This is a genomic window from Microvirga sp. BF8 (assembly GCF_059888585.1).
This window is the reverse complement of the sequence record NZ_CM187619.1, coordinates 2,348,939-2,367,048: the sequence shown is the minus strand read 5'-3', so window position 1 is coordinate 2,367,048 and position 18,110 is coordinate 2,348,939. Positions and strand designations below refer to the sequence as shown.

Genomic DNA, 18,110 nt, shown 5'->3' with positions numbered 1-18,110 from the left:
GGATGGAGAATGGCGTGGCGGCCCGGATGGCGGGCCGCCACGGAACGGCGGTGCTACTGAATGTAGCTCGTATCGGCAAGCGCGTTCATGTCCGGCTTCTGCTTGATGATGCCGGTCTCTAAAAGAAGATCCGCCGCTTCGGCCGAGAAGGTCTTGAACTCGTTGTCGAAGAACTTCTTGTTCGCCTCGCGATCCTGCCAGCGCAGGAACTTGGCCGAGGCGCCGAATGCTTCCCCGGTCTGCTTCACGTCGGCGCCCATGATCTCGTACGCTTTCGCCGGTTCCTTGGCGATCATGTCGAGCGCCTCGAAATAGCTGTTGGCGAGAGCCTTGGCGGCCTTCGGATTGTCGCTCAGGAATTTCGGGGTGCAGCCGAAAGTGTCCATGACCATCGGATAGTCGAGAGTTGTGGCGATGATCTTGCCGGCTTGCGGCGCCGCGCGCACGGAAGACAGATAGGGCTCATAGGTCATGGCGGCATCGTTCTGGCCGGCGATGAACGCCTGGGCTGCCGGTCCAGGCTCCATGTTGACCACGGTCACGTCCTTCACCGAGAGCCCGTTCTTCTTGAGCATCCAGGCCAGCGCGAAATAGGGCGAGGTGCCGGGTGCCGAGGCTGCCACCGTCTTGCCCTTGATATCCTTGATCGAGGCGATCACATTGCGCACGACCATGCCATCGGCGCCGTAGCTCTTGTCCAACTGGAAGATCTGCTTGGTCGGGACGCCGTTCGCGTTCCAGACGATCCATGTTTCCACCGTCGTCGCGGCGCATTGGATGTCCCCGGACTGGATGGCGAGATGGCGGCTCGCCTGTGGAACCTTCTTGAGCGTGACGTCGAGACCGTTCTTCTTGAAGATGCCGGCTTCCTGGGCGAGCGTGAGGGGCGCGAAACCCGTCCATCCCGAAATTCCGACTGCTACCTTCGTGTCCTGTGCTGAGGCCGCGCTCGCCCCCAGGGCCAGCAGCGCCAAACCACCTATGATCGCCTTCATTATGACCTCCACATCACCCAATCGCCTTGCCGGATCGGACCCTTCGAGACCCTCTGTTCGGTTCCCGTCTCTTGTTGTCGCGGGTTGTTGCAAGCGCGCCGGCGGATGGCATCACGCTCGCGCTCCGATGTCAAATGTATAGACATGATGAGGTGCCGGAACTTTCCGCATCATGACCGAACTTCGCTCCCGGCTGCTGCTTCGTCGGGCGCAATCTCGATCAGGATGGCGCGGCCCGCGCCCGCGAGGGGAATCAGATCCGGCAGCGGATCGAGCAACAATGTGTCGAGCGGGCCAAGGGAGTGGATCTCCCCCTCCATAGTCACGTCCATACGTCCGTCCAGCACGACGAGGAGGGCGACCTCGGTCTCGTCCGACAGGAGGGCGGTTCCGGCCTTGAGAATCCGTGTGCGATGTCGGAACCATCCGCGCCGCGTCATGACGTTGAGATCGCGGATGGGTCCCGCGATGAGGCGCGCGGCCGTCGGATCGTCTCCCGAGAATGACAGTTTCGACGTCGGCCCGTCGAGGCGATAGGGCACCCCGCCCACGGCAAGTTCAATGCCGTTCCCTTCGACCACGATCAATGTCCTCTCGATTCCGGGAAAGTCCGAGAAGGGGCCGTCCGTGGCAACGTCCGCGACGCTGATCCGCCAGCCGAAGCTGGCGAAACCGGCGCCGGGCGGAAAGGTGGCGATTTCCGCGGTCGTTCCGCCGCCGTTCTTCCACGGAACCCGGACCAGTTCGTCGGAACGGATGACACGACTTGGCATCGTCTCAGCCGAGGCTCGGGAGGTTGAGGCCATGCTCGCGGGCACAGTCGATGGCGATGTCGTAGCCCGCGTCGGCGTGGCGCATGACGCCGGTCGCGGGATCGTTCCACAGGACGCGCTCGATCCGCTTGGCTGCCTCCGGCGTTCCATCGCAGACGATGACCATGCCCGAATGCTGGGAGAACCCCATGCCGACGCCCCCGCCATGGTGAAGCGAGACCCAGGTCGCGCCCGAGGCGCAGTTGAGGAGCGCGTTCAGCAGCGGCCAGTCCGACACTGCGTCCGAGCCGTCCTTCATCGATTCCGTTTCCCGGTTCGGACTCGCGACCGATCCTGAATCGAGATGATCCCTGCCGATCACGATGGGCGCCTTCAATTCGCCCTTCGCCACCATCTCGTTGAAGGCGAGGCCGAGGCGATGCCGATCACCCAGCCCAACCCAGCAGATTCTTGCCGGAAGGCCCTGAAACTTGATGCGTTCCCGAGCCATGTCGAGCCAGTTGTGGAGGTGCCTGTTGTCGGGCAACAGTTCTTTGACCTTGGCGTCGGTCCTGTAGATATCCTCCGGATCGCCCGAGAGTGCCGCCCATCGAAACGGGCCGATGCCGCGACAGAACAGCGGTCGGATATAGGCTGGGACGAAGCCGGGGAAGGCAAAAGCGTCGTCGACACCTTCCTCCTTCGCCATCTGGCGAATATTGTTGCCATAATCGAGTGTCGGCACGCCCGCTTTGTGAAAATCGAGCATGGCGCGTACGTGCGCGGCCATCGAGCGTTTGGCGGCGTGTTCGACGGCCTTGGGATCGGTTTCGCGCTTGGCCTCCCATTCCGCCAGAGTCCAGCCCTTCGGAAGGTAGCCATTGATTGGATCGTGCGCGGAGGTCTGGTCGGTCACCGCGTCAGGACGAACGCCCCGGCGGTAGATTTCCGGGAAAATGTCGGCGGCATTGCCGAGGAGCCCGACCGAGATCGGCTTTTTATCGCGGCAAGATTGCTCAATGATGCTCAGTGCCTCGTCCAGCGTGTCGGCGCGCCGGTCGAGATAGCCTGTTTTGAGCCGCATCTCGATTCGGCTCGGCTGGCATTCCACGGCGAGGCACGAGGCCCCCGCCATCGTGGCCGCCAGCGGCTGCGCGCCGCCCATCCCGCCGAGGCCCGCGGTGAGAATCCACCGGCCGGATAGATCGCCGCCATAGTGTTGGCGACCGACCTCCACGAAGGTCTCGTAAGTTCCCTGCACGATGCCCTGGCTGCCGATATAGATCCAGGATCCGGCCGTCATCTGGCCGTACATCATGAGGCCCTTGCGGTCGAGTTCGTGGAACTTGTCCCAGGTCGCCCAGTGCGGAACCAGGTTCGAATTGGCGATCAGCACGCGCGGCGCGTCGGCATGGGTCCGGAAGACTCCGACCGGCTTTCCGGATTGCACGAGCAGTGTCTCGTCCGCCTCGAGGTTCTTCAGGGCCGCGGTGATGCGGTCGAAGCTCTCCCAGTCGCGCGCGGCGCGTCCGATGCCGCCATAGACGACGAGTTCACCGGGCTTTTCGGCCACCTCCGGGTCGAGGTTGTTCATCAGCATGCGCAGGGGCGCCTCCGTCAGCCAGCTCTTGGCCGACAGGTCCGTCCCGTGGGCGGCTCGGATCACGCGAGCGTTGTCAATGCGGTGCATGGAGGTTCCTCGATCAGGCGTTGTTGCGAGCGAAAGTCAGGCAAGCATCCAGAATCCGCGCGAGAACGGCACGCATCGGTGCTGCTTCGCTCTCGTCATAAGGGCTGGGCCACAGGTTCTCCGTCACGGGTCCGAGCGGCTCCTTCATGTATCCGCGGCAGGCCAGCTCCATCTGGATCGCGTGGACGCCGGCATCCGGCCTGCCGAGACTGCGGGTGATGTAACCGCCTTTGAAACGCCCGTTCACCACATGGGTGAGGCCGCTCTCCGCACAGGGGCCTTCGACCGCGCGGGTCAGCGCGGGAGCGCAGCTCGCGCCGCCGTTCGTACCGATGTTGAAATGCGGCAGGGTGCCCTCGAAAAGACGCGGGATCACGGACCGGATGGAGTGGCAGTCATAGACGACGATGGCTGCGTGCCGGGCGCGCAGTCGCCGCACCTCCTCCCGCAGGGTCGCATGATAGGGGTCGAAGAATCTTTCTCGTCTTTCCGCAATCGCGTGGTCGGACGGCTCCATTCCGGCGCGGTAAAGCGGTTCGCCGTCGAAGGTGGTCGTCGGGCAGAGCTCGGTGGTGGCCTGTCCCGGATAAAGCGAAACGCCGCTGGGATCGCGGTTCACATCGATCACAGTCCGGGACGTCGCCGTGCGGACCACCGTCGCCCCGAGCCCGGCGGCGAAGTCGTAGAGCCGATCGATCCACCAATCCGCGTCCTTGCGGGACAGCCACGTCGAAACCAGGCCAGCCTCGTATTCCGACGGGATCTCCGTCCCCGTATGTGGAATGCTCACGATCAGAGGCGCTTCGCCCTGGGTCACAGTCAGCCATGGCAAGGGTGATTCCGGCGTCATGACAGCCTCGTGATCGAGGGCAGCAGGGAGTCGCCGGCCGCATCGGCGAGCGCTCCGGAGGCGACGAGCGCCGTCGCCTGTTCCATCTCCGGCGCCAGATGCCGGTCGTCGCCGAGATGAGGCACCCTGGCACGCAGGAGCGAGCGGGCGCGTTCCAGTGGCTCGCTTGACCGCATCGGCGCATGGAAGTCGCAACCCTGCACGGCGGCAAGCAATTCGATGCCGATCACATTCGCGGCGTTCTGCGCCATGGGCACGAGCCGCCGCGCGCCATGGGTCGCCATGGAGACATGGTCTTCCTGATTGGCCGAGGTCGGAATGGAATCGACGCTTGCGGGATAGGCGCGCTGCTTGTTCTCGGAAACGAGCGCGGCCGCCGTCACCTGGGGGATCATGAAACCCGAATTGAGCCCGGGCTTCGGCGTGAGAAAGGCCGGAAGGCCGGAAAGGGCAGGGTCGACCAGCATGGCGATGCGGCGCTCGGCAAGAGATCCGATCTCGCAGAGCGCCATCGCGATCATATCGGCGGCGAAAGCCACTGGCTCCGCATGAAAGTTGCCGCCCGAGATGACGTCTCCGGTCTCCGCAAAAACGAGGGGGTTGTCGGACACGCCATTCGCTTCCGTTCCGAGCGTCTCGCCGGCCTGCCGCAGCAGGTCGAGCACAGCGCCCATCACCTGCGGCTGGCAACGCAGGCAATAGGGGTCCTGCACGCGATCGTCGTTGGTGAGATGGGAGGCGCGAATGGCACTGTTTCTCATCAGGGCTCGCAGGGCCGTGGCCACTTCCGCCTGGCCGCGATGGCGCCGCAATTCCTGGATGCGCGGATCGAAGGGACCATCGGAGCCTTTCGCCGCATCCGTGGAAAGCGCGCCGGTCACCAGGGCGGCCTGGAAGACCCGCTCGCCCTCAAAGAGTCCGGCCAGGGCCAGGGCCGTGGAGACCTGCGTTCCATTGAGAAGGGCGAGGCCTTCCTTCGGCCCCAGCGACAGTGGTGCGATCTTCGCGTCCTGCAATGCGTCAGCAGCGCGGATTCGTCCGCCTTTCACGAAGAATTCGCCGAAGCCCATCAGGGCCGCTGTCATGTGGGCGAGGGGGGCCAGATCGCCAGACGCGCCAACAGAACCCTGCCCGGGAATGACCGGAACGAGACCCGCATCGAGACAGGCCTTAAGATGCTCGATCGTGGACCAGCTTACACCCGACGCTCCCTGCGCGAGGCTCGCGAGTTTCAGGGCCATGACGAGCCGGACCACCGGCGCGGGCAGAGCCTCGCCTACGCCGGCCGCATGGGAAAGCACGATGTTGCGCTGGAGCGTCGCCAGATCGGCGGATCCGATACGGACGCTGGCGAGCTTGCCGAAGCCGGTATTGATGCCGTAGACCGGATCGCCCTTCGCGACGATGGCCTCGATGGCGCGCGCGGCAGCCTCGACCTTCGGGCGGCACCGTGTATCCAGCGCAACGGCAGCGCCGCGATAGACGTCTCGCCACTCAGCGAGCGTGACGGCACCGGGCTTGAGCATGACGGTTCCGGTCAATGTCCCCTCCAGACGCGGGCATGTAGTGGATTGAAGCCGATACGGTAAACCAGCTCGGCCGGGCGCTCGATGTTCCAGATCGCGAGATCGCACCATTTGCCGGCGTCGAGCGTACCGATCTCGCCGGGGCGTCCGAGTGCGCGCGCGGCTTCGCGGGTGGTGCCGGCAAGGCACTCCTCCACGGTCAGGCGGAAAAGGGTCGCGCCCATGTTCATGGTGAGAAGGAGCGAGGTGAGCGGCGACGTGCCGGGGTTGCAGTCGGTCGCCAGGGCCATGTGCGTCCCATGCCGCCGGAACGTCTCGACCGGCGGAACCTTCGTTTCACGGAGCATGTAGAACGCTCCGGGCAGCAGGACAGCAACGGTGCCTGCCTTCGCCATGGCAGCCGCGCCGTCGTCGTCCGTGTGTTCGAGATGATCGGCCGACAGCGCGCCGAATTCGGCGGCGAGCTTCGCACCATGAAGGTTGGAGAGCTGGTCGGCATGGAGCTTGACGTTCAGCCCCAAGCCCTTTGCGGCCCGAAACACCCGGGCCGTCTGCTCTGGCGAAAAGGCAATCCCCTCGCAGAAGGCATCGACGGCATCGACAAGTCCCTTGCCGGCAAGGGACGGCAGCATGGAGTTGCAAACGAGGTCGATATACGCGTCCTTGTCGCCACCGGCTTCCGGCGGGAGCGCATGCGCGCCGAGAAAGGTTGTGGTCACAGCGACCGGGCGTGCTTCACCGAGATGGCGGGCCGCGTGGAGCATGCGCGTCTCGGTTTCAAGGTCGAGGCCGTAGCCCGACTTGATTTCCACCGTCGTGCATCCCTCGGCGATGAGGTGGTCGAGCCGGGGCAGGGCGCTCTGGACGAGGGCGTCTTCGGTCGCGGCGCGGGTCGCTTTCACCGTCGAGAGGATGCCGCCGCCCGCGCGGGCGATTTCCTCGTAGCTTGCCCCCTTGAGACGCAGTTCGAACTCATGGGCCCGGTCGCCGCCGAAGACGAGATGGGTATGGCAGTCGATAAGACCGGGCGTGATCCAGCGGCCTTCGCAGTCGATTCTCTCCTCGGCGTCCCAGCCGCTCGGCAGATCTTCCGTCGGTCCGACGAACGCAATGCGCCCATCCTTTGCAGCGATGGAGCCATGCTCGACGATTCCGAGGCCTTCTCGGCCGTCGGACAAAGTCGCCAGGCGCGCGTGGTGCCATATCCGGTCGAAGCGCATGGTTCTGCTCCGCTCACCTTTGGTTAATGTCTATACATAAGCTCGAAAGAAATTTATTGTCTAGACTTATTCCCGCGGTCCCGATGAATTTGCAGGGAGCGATCCGGGTCAAGGGGAGGCATGGGAACATGGCGGCATCGGTGACGCGCAGGCTCTTTCTCGAACAGGCCCTTTTGCCCAGCGGCTGGGCACGGAATGTCGCCGTGGATATCGCACGGGGGACGATCCGTGCCGTCATTCCGGAGTCCTCACCGGATGGATATGAGCAGATCGCCGGTATCGCGCTGCCCGGACTTCCCAATTTGCACAGCCACACTTTCCAGCGCGGCATGGCGGGGCTCGCGGAAACACGCGGCCCAAGCGGCGATTCCTTCTGGACGTGGCGGCAGGTCATGTATCGTTTCCTCGCGCATCTCACCCCTGATGATGTCGAGGCCGTGGCGGCCTATGCCATGATGGAGATGCTCGAAGGCGGATTTACGTCCCTCGCCGAGTTCCATTACCTGCACCATGACCGGGACGGGCGCCCTTATGCGGACGTCGCCGAACTCGCCGGCCGTATCGTCGCGGCCGCGGGCGAGACAGGCATGGGACTCACGCTCCTGCCCGTCTTCTATGCCCAGGGCGGCTTTGGCGGCGCCCAGCCTAACGAAGGACAAAGGCGTTTCGTGTGCGATGTCGAGACATACGCGCGGCTGCTCGATCGAAGCCGCAAGGCCGTGTCACATCTGGACAATGCGGTGGTTGGAATTGCCCCTCATAGCCTGCGCGCCGTAACGCCGGAAAGTCTCGATGCTGTCCTGGCGATGGCGCGGGGCGGCCCTGTTCACATCCACATCGCGGAACAGACAAAGGAGGTCGAGGATTGCGTCGCCTGGTCGGGCCAGAGACCCGTCGCCTGGCTGCTCGATCATGCGCCCGTCGATGAGGCCTGGTGCCTGGTTCACGCCACACATCTCGACCCGGGCGAGACGAAGGGAATCGCCGCCTCCGGCGCGGTTGCTGGTTTATGTCCCATCACCGAAGCCAATCTGGGCGACGGGATATTTGGCGGTGTCGATTTCCTTTCGGCCGGAGGCTCCTTCGGTGTCGGTTCGGATTCGAATATCGAGATCACCGCGTCCGGCGAACTCAGACAACTTGAATACAGTCAGCGCCTGCTCAATCGTGGCCGGAATCTGCTGGCCGAGCGTGAGGGACAGTCGACGGGGCGAAGCCTCTACGACCGTGCCACGGCTGGCGGCGCACGCGCTCTCGGCCGCCACATCGGAGCCATCGCAGTCGGGAACCGGGCGGACCTGGTCGTGCTCGATGGCGCGCATCCGGACTTTGCCGGTCTGTCGGGTGACCGCTGGATCGATGCGTATGTGTTCGCGGCCGGGAGTGCCGCCATCGATGCGGTGATCGTCGGCGGGACAACGGTTGTCGACAAGGGGCGGCATCGGCACCGCGATGCCATCCGCGCGCGGTATTCCCGCGCCATGAAGAGGATTCGGGCATGAGCACGGCTGTGGGCGCGACGCCTGGTCCATCCGGGGCGAAACACCTTTATCAGCGTATCCGCGATGACATCGAGGCGCGCATCATGTCCGGCGAATGGCCTCCCGGCCATCGCGTGCCCTTCGAACATGAGCTGATGGCGGCGTACGGCTGTTCGCGCATGACCGTGAACAAGGTGCTCTCGACTCTCGCTGCCAACGGTCTCATCACCCGACGGCGGCGCGCGGGCTCCGTCGTCGCGGAGCCGAGTACCGAGCGCGCCGTCCTGGAGATCCAGGATTTCGCCCTCGAAGCGGCACGCGCCGGGACGGTCTACCGTTTCAAGGTTCTACGCCGAGCGGTCGAGCCGATCGATGCTGGCGCCGCGCAGCGCATCGGCCTGCCCGTCGGGACACCCATGCTGAGCCTCACGACGCTGCACTTGATGGATGAGGTACCGAGCGCTTACGAGCAGCGACTGATACATCTTGCGACGGTTCCCGAGGCCGCGGACGAGCCATTTGCCAGCGATCCGCCGGGGACATGGCTTCTTCGGCGCGTTCCCTGGACCGATGCGGAGCACATCGTCCGCGCCGTCAATGCCGACAGTGTTCTTGCCAAGCGCCTGCATAGCCAGTCCGGCGCGGCGTGCCTCGTTCTGGAACGTCGCACATGGCAGGCGGGTGCATTCGTCACCGAGGCACGCATCACCTATCCGGGCGACAGGCATCACCTCGTCGGCCGGTTCTCGCCCGCAGCTTCCTGAGGGTGGTGCGCTGCGCCATCCTGCGCGAACGGCAATGCCGTGCCCCTCGAATGGAGGCGGGGGCTGGTCCCCGCCGCCTTCTGCCCGCTTCGGTTCATCCCCTCTTCGGACTGTCGAGGCCGCGTTGGACCGCCGGGCGGGCCAGACCACGCTCGAGCCAGGCCGGAACCTGTTTGAGCGTGTCGAACTCCACCAGGTCGCCCGCGCCGTAAAACCCGACGAGATTTCTGACCCAGCCGAGCATCGAGATGTCGGCGATGGTGTATTGCTCGCCCATGATCCACGTCCGACCCTCGAGGCGCTTCTCCAGGACGCCGAGCAGACGTTTCGATTCGGTCCGGTAACGCTCCAGCGGCCGCTTGTCCTCGATCTCCCGGCCCGCGAACTTGTGGAAGTAGCCGAGCTGACCGAACATCGGTCCGACGGATGCCATCTGGAAGAAGACCCATTGGATCGTCTCGTAGCGGCCCGCGGGATCCGCAGGTAGGAGCTTCCCGGTCTTCTCGGCGAGATAGAGCAGGATCGCGCCGGACTCGAACAGGCCGAACGGCTTGCCGCCAGGCCCGTCGGGGTCGATGATCGCGGGGATCTTTCCGTTGGGGTTGAGCGACAGGAATTCCGGCGTCCAGGTCTCGTTCTTGCCGATGTCGATGAGATGCGGTTCGTAGGGGATCCCCAGTTCCTCGAGCGCGATCGAGACCTTCACGCCATTCGGCGTCGGGAGGGAATAGAGCTGCAGGCGGTCCGGGTGCTGGGCCGGCCAGCGCGCAGTGATGGGAAAAGCTGAAAGATCAGGCATCCGAAACTCCGATGGTTCGCGGCGCCATCGGGACCGATGGAGGGGCGTGCGTCAAGAGACGAAATTGCAATGCAGATCGTCGTGGGATGCTGCTGCCGGCAGGCATGCGACGAGGCAGGTTGATCGGGCATCCCTCCCGAGCCATAACCTTTGACCGTGAACGGCTCGTGCGGAGCCGGATCGAGGCCATTTCTGGCCCGGTGGCCTCAGGTTTCGGGGGAAGGCATTCATGTTCCTGACGAATCAAGACGTGGTCGAGCTGACCGAATGGCGGCGCAAGCTCCACCGCATGCCGGATCTGTCGGGAGATGAGGCGCAGACCGCCCGCGAGGTGCATTCACTCCTGGAATTGGCGGGTGCAGACCGGATCGTTACCGGTCTCGGTGGGCACGGCGTCGCTGCCGTTTTCAACGGGAAGGACCCGGGGCCGACGGTGATGGTTCGCGCTGAGCTCGACGCCCTTCCCATCGAGGAGATATCGAACTCTCCGCATCGCTCAGCCACGCCCGGCAAGGCACATCTGTGCGGACATGACGGGCACATGGCGATCCTCGCGGCCCTGGCAAGGGGCCTGGGACGCCAGCGTCCGCAGCGGGGACGCGCGATTCTGATGTTCCAGCCGGCCGAGGAGGATGGGTCAGGGGCTGCCGCCGTGGTCGCCGACCCGAGATTTCATGAAGTCGCGCCGGACCTTGCCTTCGCGTTGCACAACCTCCCTGGCATGCCCCTGGGCCAGGTCGCGCTCGCCGAGGGCCCGGTCAGTTGCGCATCCCGAGGCATGCGCATCGTCCTGACCGGCAAGACGGCCCATGCTTCCATGCCCGAGTTCGGGATCTCCCCGGTGAACGCGGTTGCAGGGCTCATGCCTGCGTTGACGGCGCTGGGCGGCAATGGTCCGCTGGACGAGACATTCAAAATGGTGACGGTCACGCATGCGACGGTGGGTGAGCCCACCTTCGGCGTCGCGCCGGGGCATGCGGAGATCTGGGCGACCCTGCGGACGCTCACCGACAGAGCCATGGACGATCTGCGCAGGCGCGCCGAGGACCTGGCATCGCGCCTTGCACGGGAAAGCGGCCTGGGCATCGAGATCAGCTATCAGGATATCTTCCGGCATTGCGAGAACGCGCCCGCGGCCGTTGCCCATCTTCGCCGCGCGTTGGAGCCCGAAGGCATTCCCTTTGACCGGGGTGACCTCCCGATGCGGCCATCGGAGGATTTCGGGCGCTTCGGAGACAATGCTCCGGCAGCGATGTTCTTTCTCGGCGCTGGGGAGAACCATCCGAGCCTGCACAATCCCGACTACGACTTTCCCGACGATCTCATTCCCATCGGCGCCAGAGTGTTCATGCGCACACTCCGCAACGTGCTGGGATAGCGGCGGACACGCAAGGACGGCCGCGTTCCGGCAGAGACCTAACGAAGCGCTCGGGCCGTCGTTGTCTCTCCAAGTCATCCTGCGGCGACCGGTGCTTTCGGGCGCTACATCGCCCCCTGGCGCAGATAGCGGCTGTGCCAGCTGAGTGCCTCGTCGAGAAGGTGCGGTGTGTGCTGTCCCGGAGCGTTGCGCAATGCGCGCTCGTAGTAGTCCTGCAGCGCCGGGCGATAATGCGGGTGGGCGCATTTCTCGATGATGAGGGGCGCGCGGTGACGGGGCGACAGGCCACGAAGATCGGCGAGCCCCTGTTCGGTCACGATGACCTGCACATCATGTTCGGTGTGATCGACGTGCGAAACCATCGGAACGATGCACGAAATGGTTCCGCCCTTGGCCTGCGAGGGGGTCATGAAGAACGAGATGAAGGCATTTCTCGCGAAATCGCCTGAACCGCCGATACCGTTCATGATGCTCGAACCCATGACATGGGTCGAGTTGACGTTGCCGTAGATATCGGCCTCGATCATGCCGTTCATGGCTATCACCCCAAGCCTGCGGATGATTTCCGGGTGATTGCTGATTTCCTGTGGCCGCAGAACGATCTTTCGTCGGAAATCATCGATGTTCCCATTGAAGCTGGCGTTGGCTTCATGGCTCAGGGACAGGGCCGTCGCAGATGCGAATGTCAGCTTCCCGGCAGCGATCAGATCGAGCATGCCGTCCTGCAGGACCTCCGTGTAGGCGGTCAGGCCCTCGAAGGGGCTGTCCTTGAGCCCCGCGAAGACGGCATTGGCGACATTTCCGACACCCGATTGAAGCGGCAGAAGAGAGGGCGGCAGGCGTCCTTTCTTCACTTCGTGCTGCAGGAACTCGATAACATGGCCAGCGATCAGCTCGGATGCCTGGTCCGGCGCCGAAAAGCGCGTGTTCCGGTCCGGTTCGTCGGTCTCGACGATGGCAACGATCTTCGCCGGATCGCAGAGAAGATAAGGGCTTCCGATGCGATCGCTCGGGTGGGTCAGTGGAATCGGCTGCCGGTGCGGAGGCAGCCTCGTTCCATAATAGACATCGTGCATGCCCTCCAGGTCGAGGCTCTGCCGCCGGTTTACTTCGAGAATGACCTTGTCGGCTTGATCGAGCCATGTCTTGTTGTTGCCGACCGACGAGGATGGCAAAAGGCGTCCGCCTTCGAGAACAGCTGCGACTTCGACGACGGCGACGTCCAGATGGCCGAAGAATCCGGACCAGACGAATTGTGCGACATGCGACAAATGGATGTCGATATAATCCATGCGGCCAGCATTGATGCGTTCGCGGCAGGTCGGGTCCGATTGGTAGGGAAGGCGCATTTCGATGCCGTCGACCCTGGCAAGTGCGCCGTCGAGTTCCGGTGCCGTCGAGGCGCCCGTCCAGACTCCGACCTTGAACGCGTCGCCGTTCTCGTGGGCGGCTACGATACGTCGTGCGAGAGCGAGCGGAACTTCCTTGGGATAGCCGGCGCCCGTGAACCCGCTCATTCCGATATTGGCGCCCGATGGAATGAGAGCCGCCGCATCGTCCGTCGGCATGATCCTGCCACGCATCGTCGGATCGAGAATTCGGGTACCGTCAGCCACCGTCGCTGCTCCTCCTTGTCGAGGGAACCCCGGCAATGGCCGGAGAATGCCGTCATTGCCGAGCTAAAGCCGACCGGACTGGACGGGTCAAGCTCTTCGGATCCCGGCGTCCTGTCGCATCCGAGATCGGGATCCAGGCCATTTCGACAAATTCACGCTGCCGCGAACCCGCTGGAAACGGCGAGGAGGCGAACGGGGTTCACGACTCGATATTCTGTATCGATATCCCGGTCCGCATCGAATCAAATCCGGCTCCGGGGCATCCAGAGGCGCAGCAATACAATCACGCAGGATGGAAACGAAGACGGGCGCCGCAGCGCCCGTCCTGTTTCCGCGAAAAACGCCAATCAGCGTTCGATCATCTTGTTCCAGCGGTTGTTCCACTCGGGCCGCTTTTCGTTGATCGCATCCCAATCCAGCGTCACGGCGGTCTTCATGTAGGAATGGAACTTCTCAAGCTTGGCTTCCGCTTCCGGCGTCGTCGCCTTGGCCTTCACGTTCGAGGGAACGACATTGCCGTATTGGAGCGCCTTGCTCTGCGCTTCCGGTGAGAGAAGGTAGGCGGCGAGCTTCTGGGCCAGGTCGGGTTCGCTGTTGTTCGCGATGACGCATTCCGCCACCATCAGCACAACGGATCCTTCCTTCGGTTGTGCATATTCAACCGGAATTTTCTTTTCCTGAAGGGCCGCCACGGCCGTCGGCGTCAGCGGGAAAATCGCTGCTTCCCCGGTCTGCACCATCTCGGAGATTTTTGCGGAACTCGGAATGAATTCGAGGACGTTCGGGCCGATCGTCGTCTTGAACTTGGAGAAGCCGGGCTCGACGTTCTGCTCGGAGCCGCCCTGAATGCGGTTGAACATAAGGAACGCGTGAAGGCCGAAGGAGGACGCCGATGCCGACTGGAAAACAACCTTGTCCTTGAACTTCGGATCCGCGAGATCCATCCAGGAGGTCGGGGCCGCCCAGCCCTTCTCGTCGAACATCTTCTTGTTGTAGGCAAGCCCGGTCATGCCGAGATCGACGCCGACGGCCATGTCGTTCTTCAGCCGTGCTCCCGGAGCGAGATCAGCCAGGACGGGCGTTTCCTTCATCTTTTCACAGAGACCGGCGCCGATCGCGCGAACCATCACGCCGTCGTCCAGAAACATCACGTGCATCTGGGGATTGCTCTTGGCCGCCGTGGCCTTCGCCAGGATGTCCGAGGACGTGCCCGGAACGACGACGACCTTCACATTGTTGGCCTTCTCGAATTCCGGGAAGACGTGCTCCGTAAAGGTTTTCTCGAAGTTGCCGCCATTCATGCCGACATAGAGCGTCTTCGTCTGGGCATGAGCCGTGCCGGCAGCGGCGATGGAAAGCGCGGCGAAGGCCGTGGCGCGCAGAAGTCTGGTCTTGATCATATGGATCTCTCCCTCTTTGTTGGCTCAGTAACGAGACCCGCACCCGAGCCCTGGTCAGTGCGGGCAAATCGATCGATGGCGAAGGCTTGAATGGGCGTCGTGCTTTCGCCGTCGCGGACGAGTTCGGCCAGGACTTCGCCCACTCCTGGCGCGATTTGAAATCCAGCCCCCGAAAAGCCGAAGGCGTGAATGAGGTTTGGCGTCGTGCGGCTGAAGCCGATGACCGGGTTGCGATCTGCCATTTCACCCTCCGTGCCGCTCCAGAAGCGGATGGCGTAGGCGTGGCGCAACGCCGGAAACAGTGCCGCTGCACGGTTCATGATGGTGACGGCGCCGGAATCGGTAGGCCGGGAGAAGTCGGGATCTGCGTTCGGAAGGCCTCGCATGCCGCCGACGATGCAATTGCCGCGTTCTACCTGGCGCGCATAGATGCCGCCGCCCTCGGCGCCGATATTCACGCTCATGAAGGCAGTGAGCGGCTCCGTGACGATCATGCTCGGATAGATTCTGCTGAGGGGCACAGGCTCCCCGAAAGATTCCGCAAAGGCTCCGGCCCAGGCCCCGGCGCTGTTGATGACGAAGCGAGCCCGGATTTCAGCTCCGATTGCCGTTGCCAGACGAAATCCCTCCGGCACCTTCTCGACATGGGAGACGGGAGTCTGCTCGAGGACCTGCGCACCGGCCCGCTCGGCCGCGCGGGCGAACGCGGCGGAGACGAGGCGAGGGTTGGCGTGGCCGTCACCCGGGCAGAGCGACGCCCCGGCGATGTCGCCCGCAATCCAGGGAAAGCGTTCCCGGAGCTGATTGTGTCCCATGAGCTCGAGATCGAGTCCGAGGTCCGCCACACGTGCAGCATAGGTTTCGAGAGACGCCATCTCGGCTTCGGTCCGGGCGAGCTTGAGATGGCCGGACCGAACGAATTCACCATCGATGCCGATGATGTCCTTGAGGCGCGGCCAGATGGTATGGGCTCTCTGGGAGAGGGCGATCTGCTCCGGTGGACGACCTTGGCGCCGAACACCGCCGTAATTTACGCCGCTTGCCTGCGCACCGCAGAAGCCCTTGTCGAGAAGAACGACCGAAAAGCCCATACGCCTGAGGGCGAGCGCGGCGGAACTGCCGACGAGGCCGCCGCCGATGATAGCCACATCCTTCACGAGGACGGAGCTCATGCCGCCTCTCCTTCGACGACAGTCTCGAGCGGCAGTGGCTTGATCGGCGGCTGCGAGCGCAGGCGGCCGACGGCCTCGAGGCTCTGGCCGCTCGTGTTTGCCAGGATTTCCGCGGCGGCGCTTGCGCATATCCGTCCCTGGCACCGCCCCATGCCGACCCGTGTCAGGGCCTTCAGACGATTGAGTTCCGTAATTCCCTGCGCGGCGGCTGCCGCCCGGACCTGACCAATGGAAATTTCCTCGCACCGGCACAGCAGGACATCGTTGCCGATGCTTCTCGCCCAGGCCTCGGGGTACGGAAAGGCCGCCTCGAGAACGTCGCGGAATCGCAGGATCCCGGCAAGCCTGCGTTCCAGGGTGATCACCCGCGAGCGGTCGACTGCAAGGCCGGAGTCCTCGAGAAGCGCAAGGCCAGCCCTCTCCCCGGCCAGCTCGGCGGCATCCGCTCCCGCGATTCCAGCGCCGTCGCCGGCGATATAGATGCCCGGTACGCTCGTGCGTCCCGCGGCGTCGCGTTCCGGCCGCCACGCCCGATCGCGCTTGTCGAAGACGAAACGGCATCCGGCGAGATCCGCCAGCTGTGTTTCGGAGCGCAGAGCGAGGCCATAGCCCACCGCATCGCAGTCCAGGCGATGTTCCCGCCCATGTTCGCGCCAGGCGATGCCGGCGACACGGGTGGCGCCGTCAACTCGGACCGGCTCGACACCGAAGCGGACGGGAATGCCCCGTGCCTTGAGTTCAGCGACGTAGCGCATGCCGCGCAGGACCACGCCGGGTTGCGCCAGCAATCCTCTCGCGAGATGGAATTTCGCCGAAAATGGTGCCGTATCGAGTACCGCTGCGACTTCGGCACCTGCCTTCACGTATTGCCAGGCGACGAGATACAGCAAGGGTCCGGAGCCAAGAAAGACCACCCGCTCGCCGATGGCGCAGCCCTGCGACTTCAGGGCGATCTGCGCGCCGCCGAGCGTGAAGACGCCTGGCATGGTCCAACCCTGGAAGGGCAGGATGCGGTCGGTCGCCCCGGTGGCGAGGACGAGGTGACTGAATCCGAGGCGACGCGTCCGGCCGTTCGCCGCAAGATCGGCCGTCTTGTCCCGGACGTTCCACACGAGTGTCTCCGGGAAATAATCGACCCGATCCTTCAGGCGTGCGAAGGTATCGTGAAGCCTCGCCGCCTTCCTCGCCTCGGAGCCGTAGAGATCGGCCGGGGAGCGCTCGTCGGGAACGAGTCGCTGGCGATAGATCTGCCCGCCGGCGAGTGCGCCCTCGTCGACGATGGCGGGCCTGAGCCCCGCCCCGACCATAACCTCCGCGGCACGGATGCCGGCTGGTCCGGCACCCACGATCAGCGGTCGAAGCGCGTCGCTCACGATTGCGGCTCCATGGCGGTCCGAAGGTTCATTCCCGGTTCCAGCATCGTGCCGCAGGCGCGGATGCGCTTGCCTTCCGCCGTCAGAACCCAGCAATCCTGACAGGCTCCCATCTGGCAGAAGCCGGCGCGCGGTCCCCCGGAAAAGTCGCTGAGACGAAGCCGGTCCGTCTGCGTGAGGATCGCGGTCATCACGGTGTCGCCTGCGCGACCGACACAGGGGGTGCCGTCCAGGACGAAGGCGATGGGAGGAAGGTCACGGCGGGCGAGGCGTTTGAGAAGTGCCATATCAGGTCTCTCAGCGTTGTCCGACGAGAATGCGATCGAGGCCGAATGCGCGGTCGAGCACCAGCATTGCGGCCGCCGTGAGTGCGATCATAAGGGCCGAGACGGCAGCCATCATCGGGTCGATGGACTCCGTCGCGTACATGTACATGCGAACCGGCAGCGTGACGGTGGCAGGCGATGTGACGAAGATCGACATGGTCAGTTCGTCGAAACTGTTGATGAAGGCGAGCAGCCAGCCGCCCGTAATGCCGGGCAGGATCATCGGCGCCGTGATGCGGCGGAACGTGGTCCATTCCCCTGCGCCGAGCGTACGCGCAGCCTGTTCGGCGCTCCGGTCGAGGCCCGAGAGGGCGGCAAGAACCAGGCGCAGGACATAGGGCGTCACGATGACGATGTGGGTCGCGACAAGCCAGGCGAAACTTCCCGTGGCGCCGATGAGCGCGAAAAGGCGCAGGAAGGCGACGCCGAGCACCAGATGCGGAACGATCAGCGGTGACAGAAAGAGCGCGTTGAGAAAGTCGCGTCCAGGGAACGTATAGCGGCTGATGGCGAGCCCTGCGGGCACGGCGAGCACGATGGAGAGCGTTGCGGCGAGGGTGGCCAGCCACAGGCTGTTCCAGAAAGAGGTCACGAAGTCCGGATGCACGAAGACGGCCTTGAACCAGCGCAGGGACAGGCCGCTTGTGGGCAGGCTCAATGTATTCTCGGGCGTGAATGCGACGAGGCAGATGATGACGAGTGGCGCCAGGACGAAGGCGACCACGAGAGCGTGGAAGACAAGAGCGACGGGGCCGTTCTTCTGCATGA

16 protein-coding genes are annotated in these 18,110 nt (G+C 64.2%); 3 read left to right on the top strand and 13 right to left on the bottom strand.

The features are described 5' to 3' along the window. Positions 1-53: 53 nt before the first annotated feature. The 6 genes from AC522E_RS11275 to hutI form a co-directional block, all read right to left on the bottom strand. Positions 54-995: an ABC transporter substrate-binding protein gene (locus AC522E_RS11275; RefSeq protein ID WP_500746358.1), complete on the bottom strand. Its 942-nt coding sequence runs from the start codon at positions 993-995 to the stop codon at positions 54-56. A 170-nt stretch (positions 996-1,165) separates the two neighbouring features. Beyond that, entirely contained in the window at positions 1,166-1,768 is a 603-nt protein-coding gene (locus AC522E_RS11270) for a HutD/Ves family protein (RefSeq protein ID WP_500746357.1), read from the bottom strand. 4 nt (positions 1,769-1,772) lie between these two features. After that, positions 1,773-3,437 carry a urocanate hydratase gene (gene hutU, locus AC522E_RS11265; RefSeq protein ID WP_500746356.1) on the bottom strand — a complete coding sequence of 555 codons (1,665 nt, stop codon included), beginning with the start codon at positions 3,435-3,437 and terminating at the stop codon, positions 1,773-1,775. A 13-nt stretch (positions 3,438-3,450) separates the two neighbouring features. Continuing rightward, positions 3,451-4,287: an N-formylglutamate deformylase gene (gene hutG, locus AC522E_RS11260; protein ID WP_500746355.1), complete on the bottom strand. Its 837-nt coding sequence runs from the start codon at positions 4,285-4,287 to the stop codon at positions 3,451-3,453. After that, complete coding sequence (gene hutH / locus AC522E_RS11255) at positions 4,284-5,813, bottom strand: histidine ammonia-lyase (protein ID WP_500750654.1); 1,530 nt, start codon at positions 5,811-5,813, stop codon at positions 4,284-4,286. Before hutH ends, hutG begins: the two co-directional genes overlap by 4 nt. Before the next feature lie 11 nt (positions 5,814-5,824). Next, entirely contained in the window at positions 5,825-7,033 is a 1,209-nt protein-coding gene (gene hutI, locus AC522E_RS11250; RefSeq protein WP_500746354.1) for an imidazolonepropionase, read from the bottom strand. Positions 7,034-7,161: 128 nt separating this feature from the next. On the opposite strand from hutI, the gene AC522E_RS11245 reads away from it, so the two are divergent. Next, positions 7,162-8,535 (top strand): formimidoylglutamate deiminase, encoded by a 1,374-nt coding sequence (locus tag AC522E_RS11245; RefSeq protein WP_500746353.1) that lies wholly within the window; start codon positions 7,162-7,164, stop codon positions 8,533-8,535. Continuing rightward, positions 8,532-9,278 carry a histidine utilization transcriptional repressor HutC gene (hutC, locus tag AC522E_RS11240; RefSeq protein ID WP_500746352.1) on the top strand — a complete coding sequence of 249 codons (747 nt, stop codon included), beginning with the start codon at positions 8,532-8,534 and terminating at the stop codon, positions 9,276-9,278. The genes AC522E_RS11245 and hutC overlap by 4 nt, the downstream gene beginning before the upstream one ends. A gap of 94 nt (positions 9,279-9,372) precedes the next feature. Here the strand turns inward: hutC and AC522E_RS11235 are convergent, their stop codons facing one another. Then, positions 9,373-10,077, bottom strand: coding sequence for a glutathione S-transferase N-terminal domain-containing protein (locus AC522E_RS11235; RefSeq protein WP_500746351.1), 705 nt, complete (start codon positions 10,075-10,077; stop codon positions 9,373-9,375). Positions 10,078-10,306: 229 nt separating this feature from the next. Between AC522E_RS11235 and AC522E_RS11230 the strand changes: the two genes are divergently transcribed. Beyond that, positions 10,307-11,455 (top strand): amidohydrolase, encoded by a 1,149-nt coding sequence (locus tag AC522E_RS11230; RefSeq protein WP_500746350.1) that lies wholly within the window; start codon positions 10,307-10,309, stop codon positions 11,453-11,455. A 104-nt stretch (positions 11,456-11,559) separates the two neighbouring features. On the opposite strand, the gene scpC is transcribed toward AC522E_RS11230, so the two are convergent. The 6 genes from scpC to AC522E_RS11200 all read right to left on the bottom strand — a co-directional run bounded on the left by scpC (position 11,560) and on the right by AC522E_RS11200 (position 18,108). Next, positions 11,560-13,071 carry a succinyl-CoA:acetate CoA-transferase ScpC gene (scpC, locus tag AC522E_RS11225; RefSeq protein WP_500750539.1) on the bottom strand — a complete coding sequence of 504 codons (1,512 nt, stop codon included), beginning with the start codon at positions 13,069-13,071 and terminating at the stop codon, positions 11,560-11,562. Positions 13,072-13,418: 347 nt separating this feature from the next. Beyond that, entirely contained in the window at positions 13,419-14,471 is a 1,053-nt protein-coding gene (locus AC522E_RS11220; protein ID WP_500750538.1) for an ABC transporter substrate-binding protein, read from the bottom strand. After that, entirely contained in the window at positions 14,468-15,643 is a 1,176-nt protein-coding gene (locus tag AC522E_RS11215; protein WP_500750537.1) for an NAD(P)/FAD-dependent oxidoreductase, read from the bottom strand. Before AC522E_RS11215 ends, AC522E_RS11220 begins: the two co-directional genes overlap by 4 nt. Beyond that, positions 15,640-17,016, bottom strand: a complete 1,377-nt coding sequence (locus AC522E_RS11210; RefSeq protein WP_500750536.1) for an FAD/NAD(P)-dependent oxidoreductase — start codon at positions 17,014-17,016, stop codon at positions 15,640-15,642. Before AC522E_RS11210 ends, AC522E_RS11215 begins: the two co-directional genes overlap by 4 nt. After that, positions 17,013-17,303 carry a (2Fe-2S)-binding protein gene (locus tag AC522E_RS11205; protein ID WP_500750535.1) on the bottom strand — a complete coding sequence of 97 codons (291 nt, stop codon included), beginning with the start codon at positions 17,301-17,303 and terminating at the stop codon, positions 17,013-17,015. The genes AC522E_RS11210 and AC522E_RS11205 overlap by 4 nt, the downstream gene beginning before the upstream one ends. A 10-nt stretch (positions 17,304-17,313) precedes the next feature. Next, on the bottom strand, positions 17,314-18,108 hold the full coding sequence (locus tag AC522E_RS11200) for an ABC transporter permease (protein WP_500750534.1): 795 nt from the start codon (positions 18,106-18,108) through the stop codon (positions 17,314-17,316). Between the last annotated feature and the right edge of the window lie 2 nt (positions 18,109-18,110).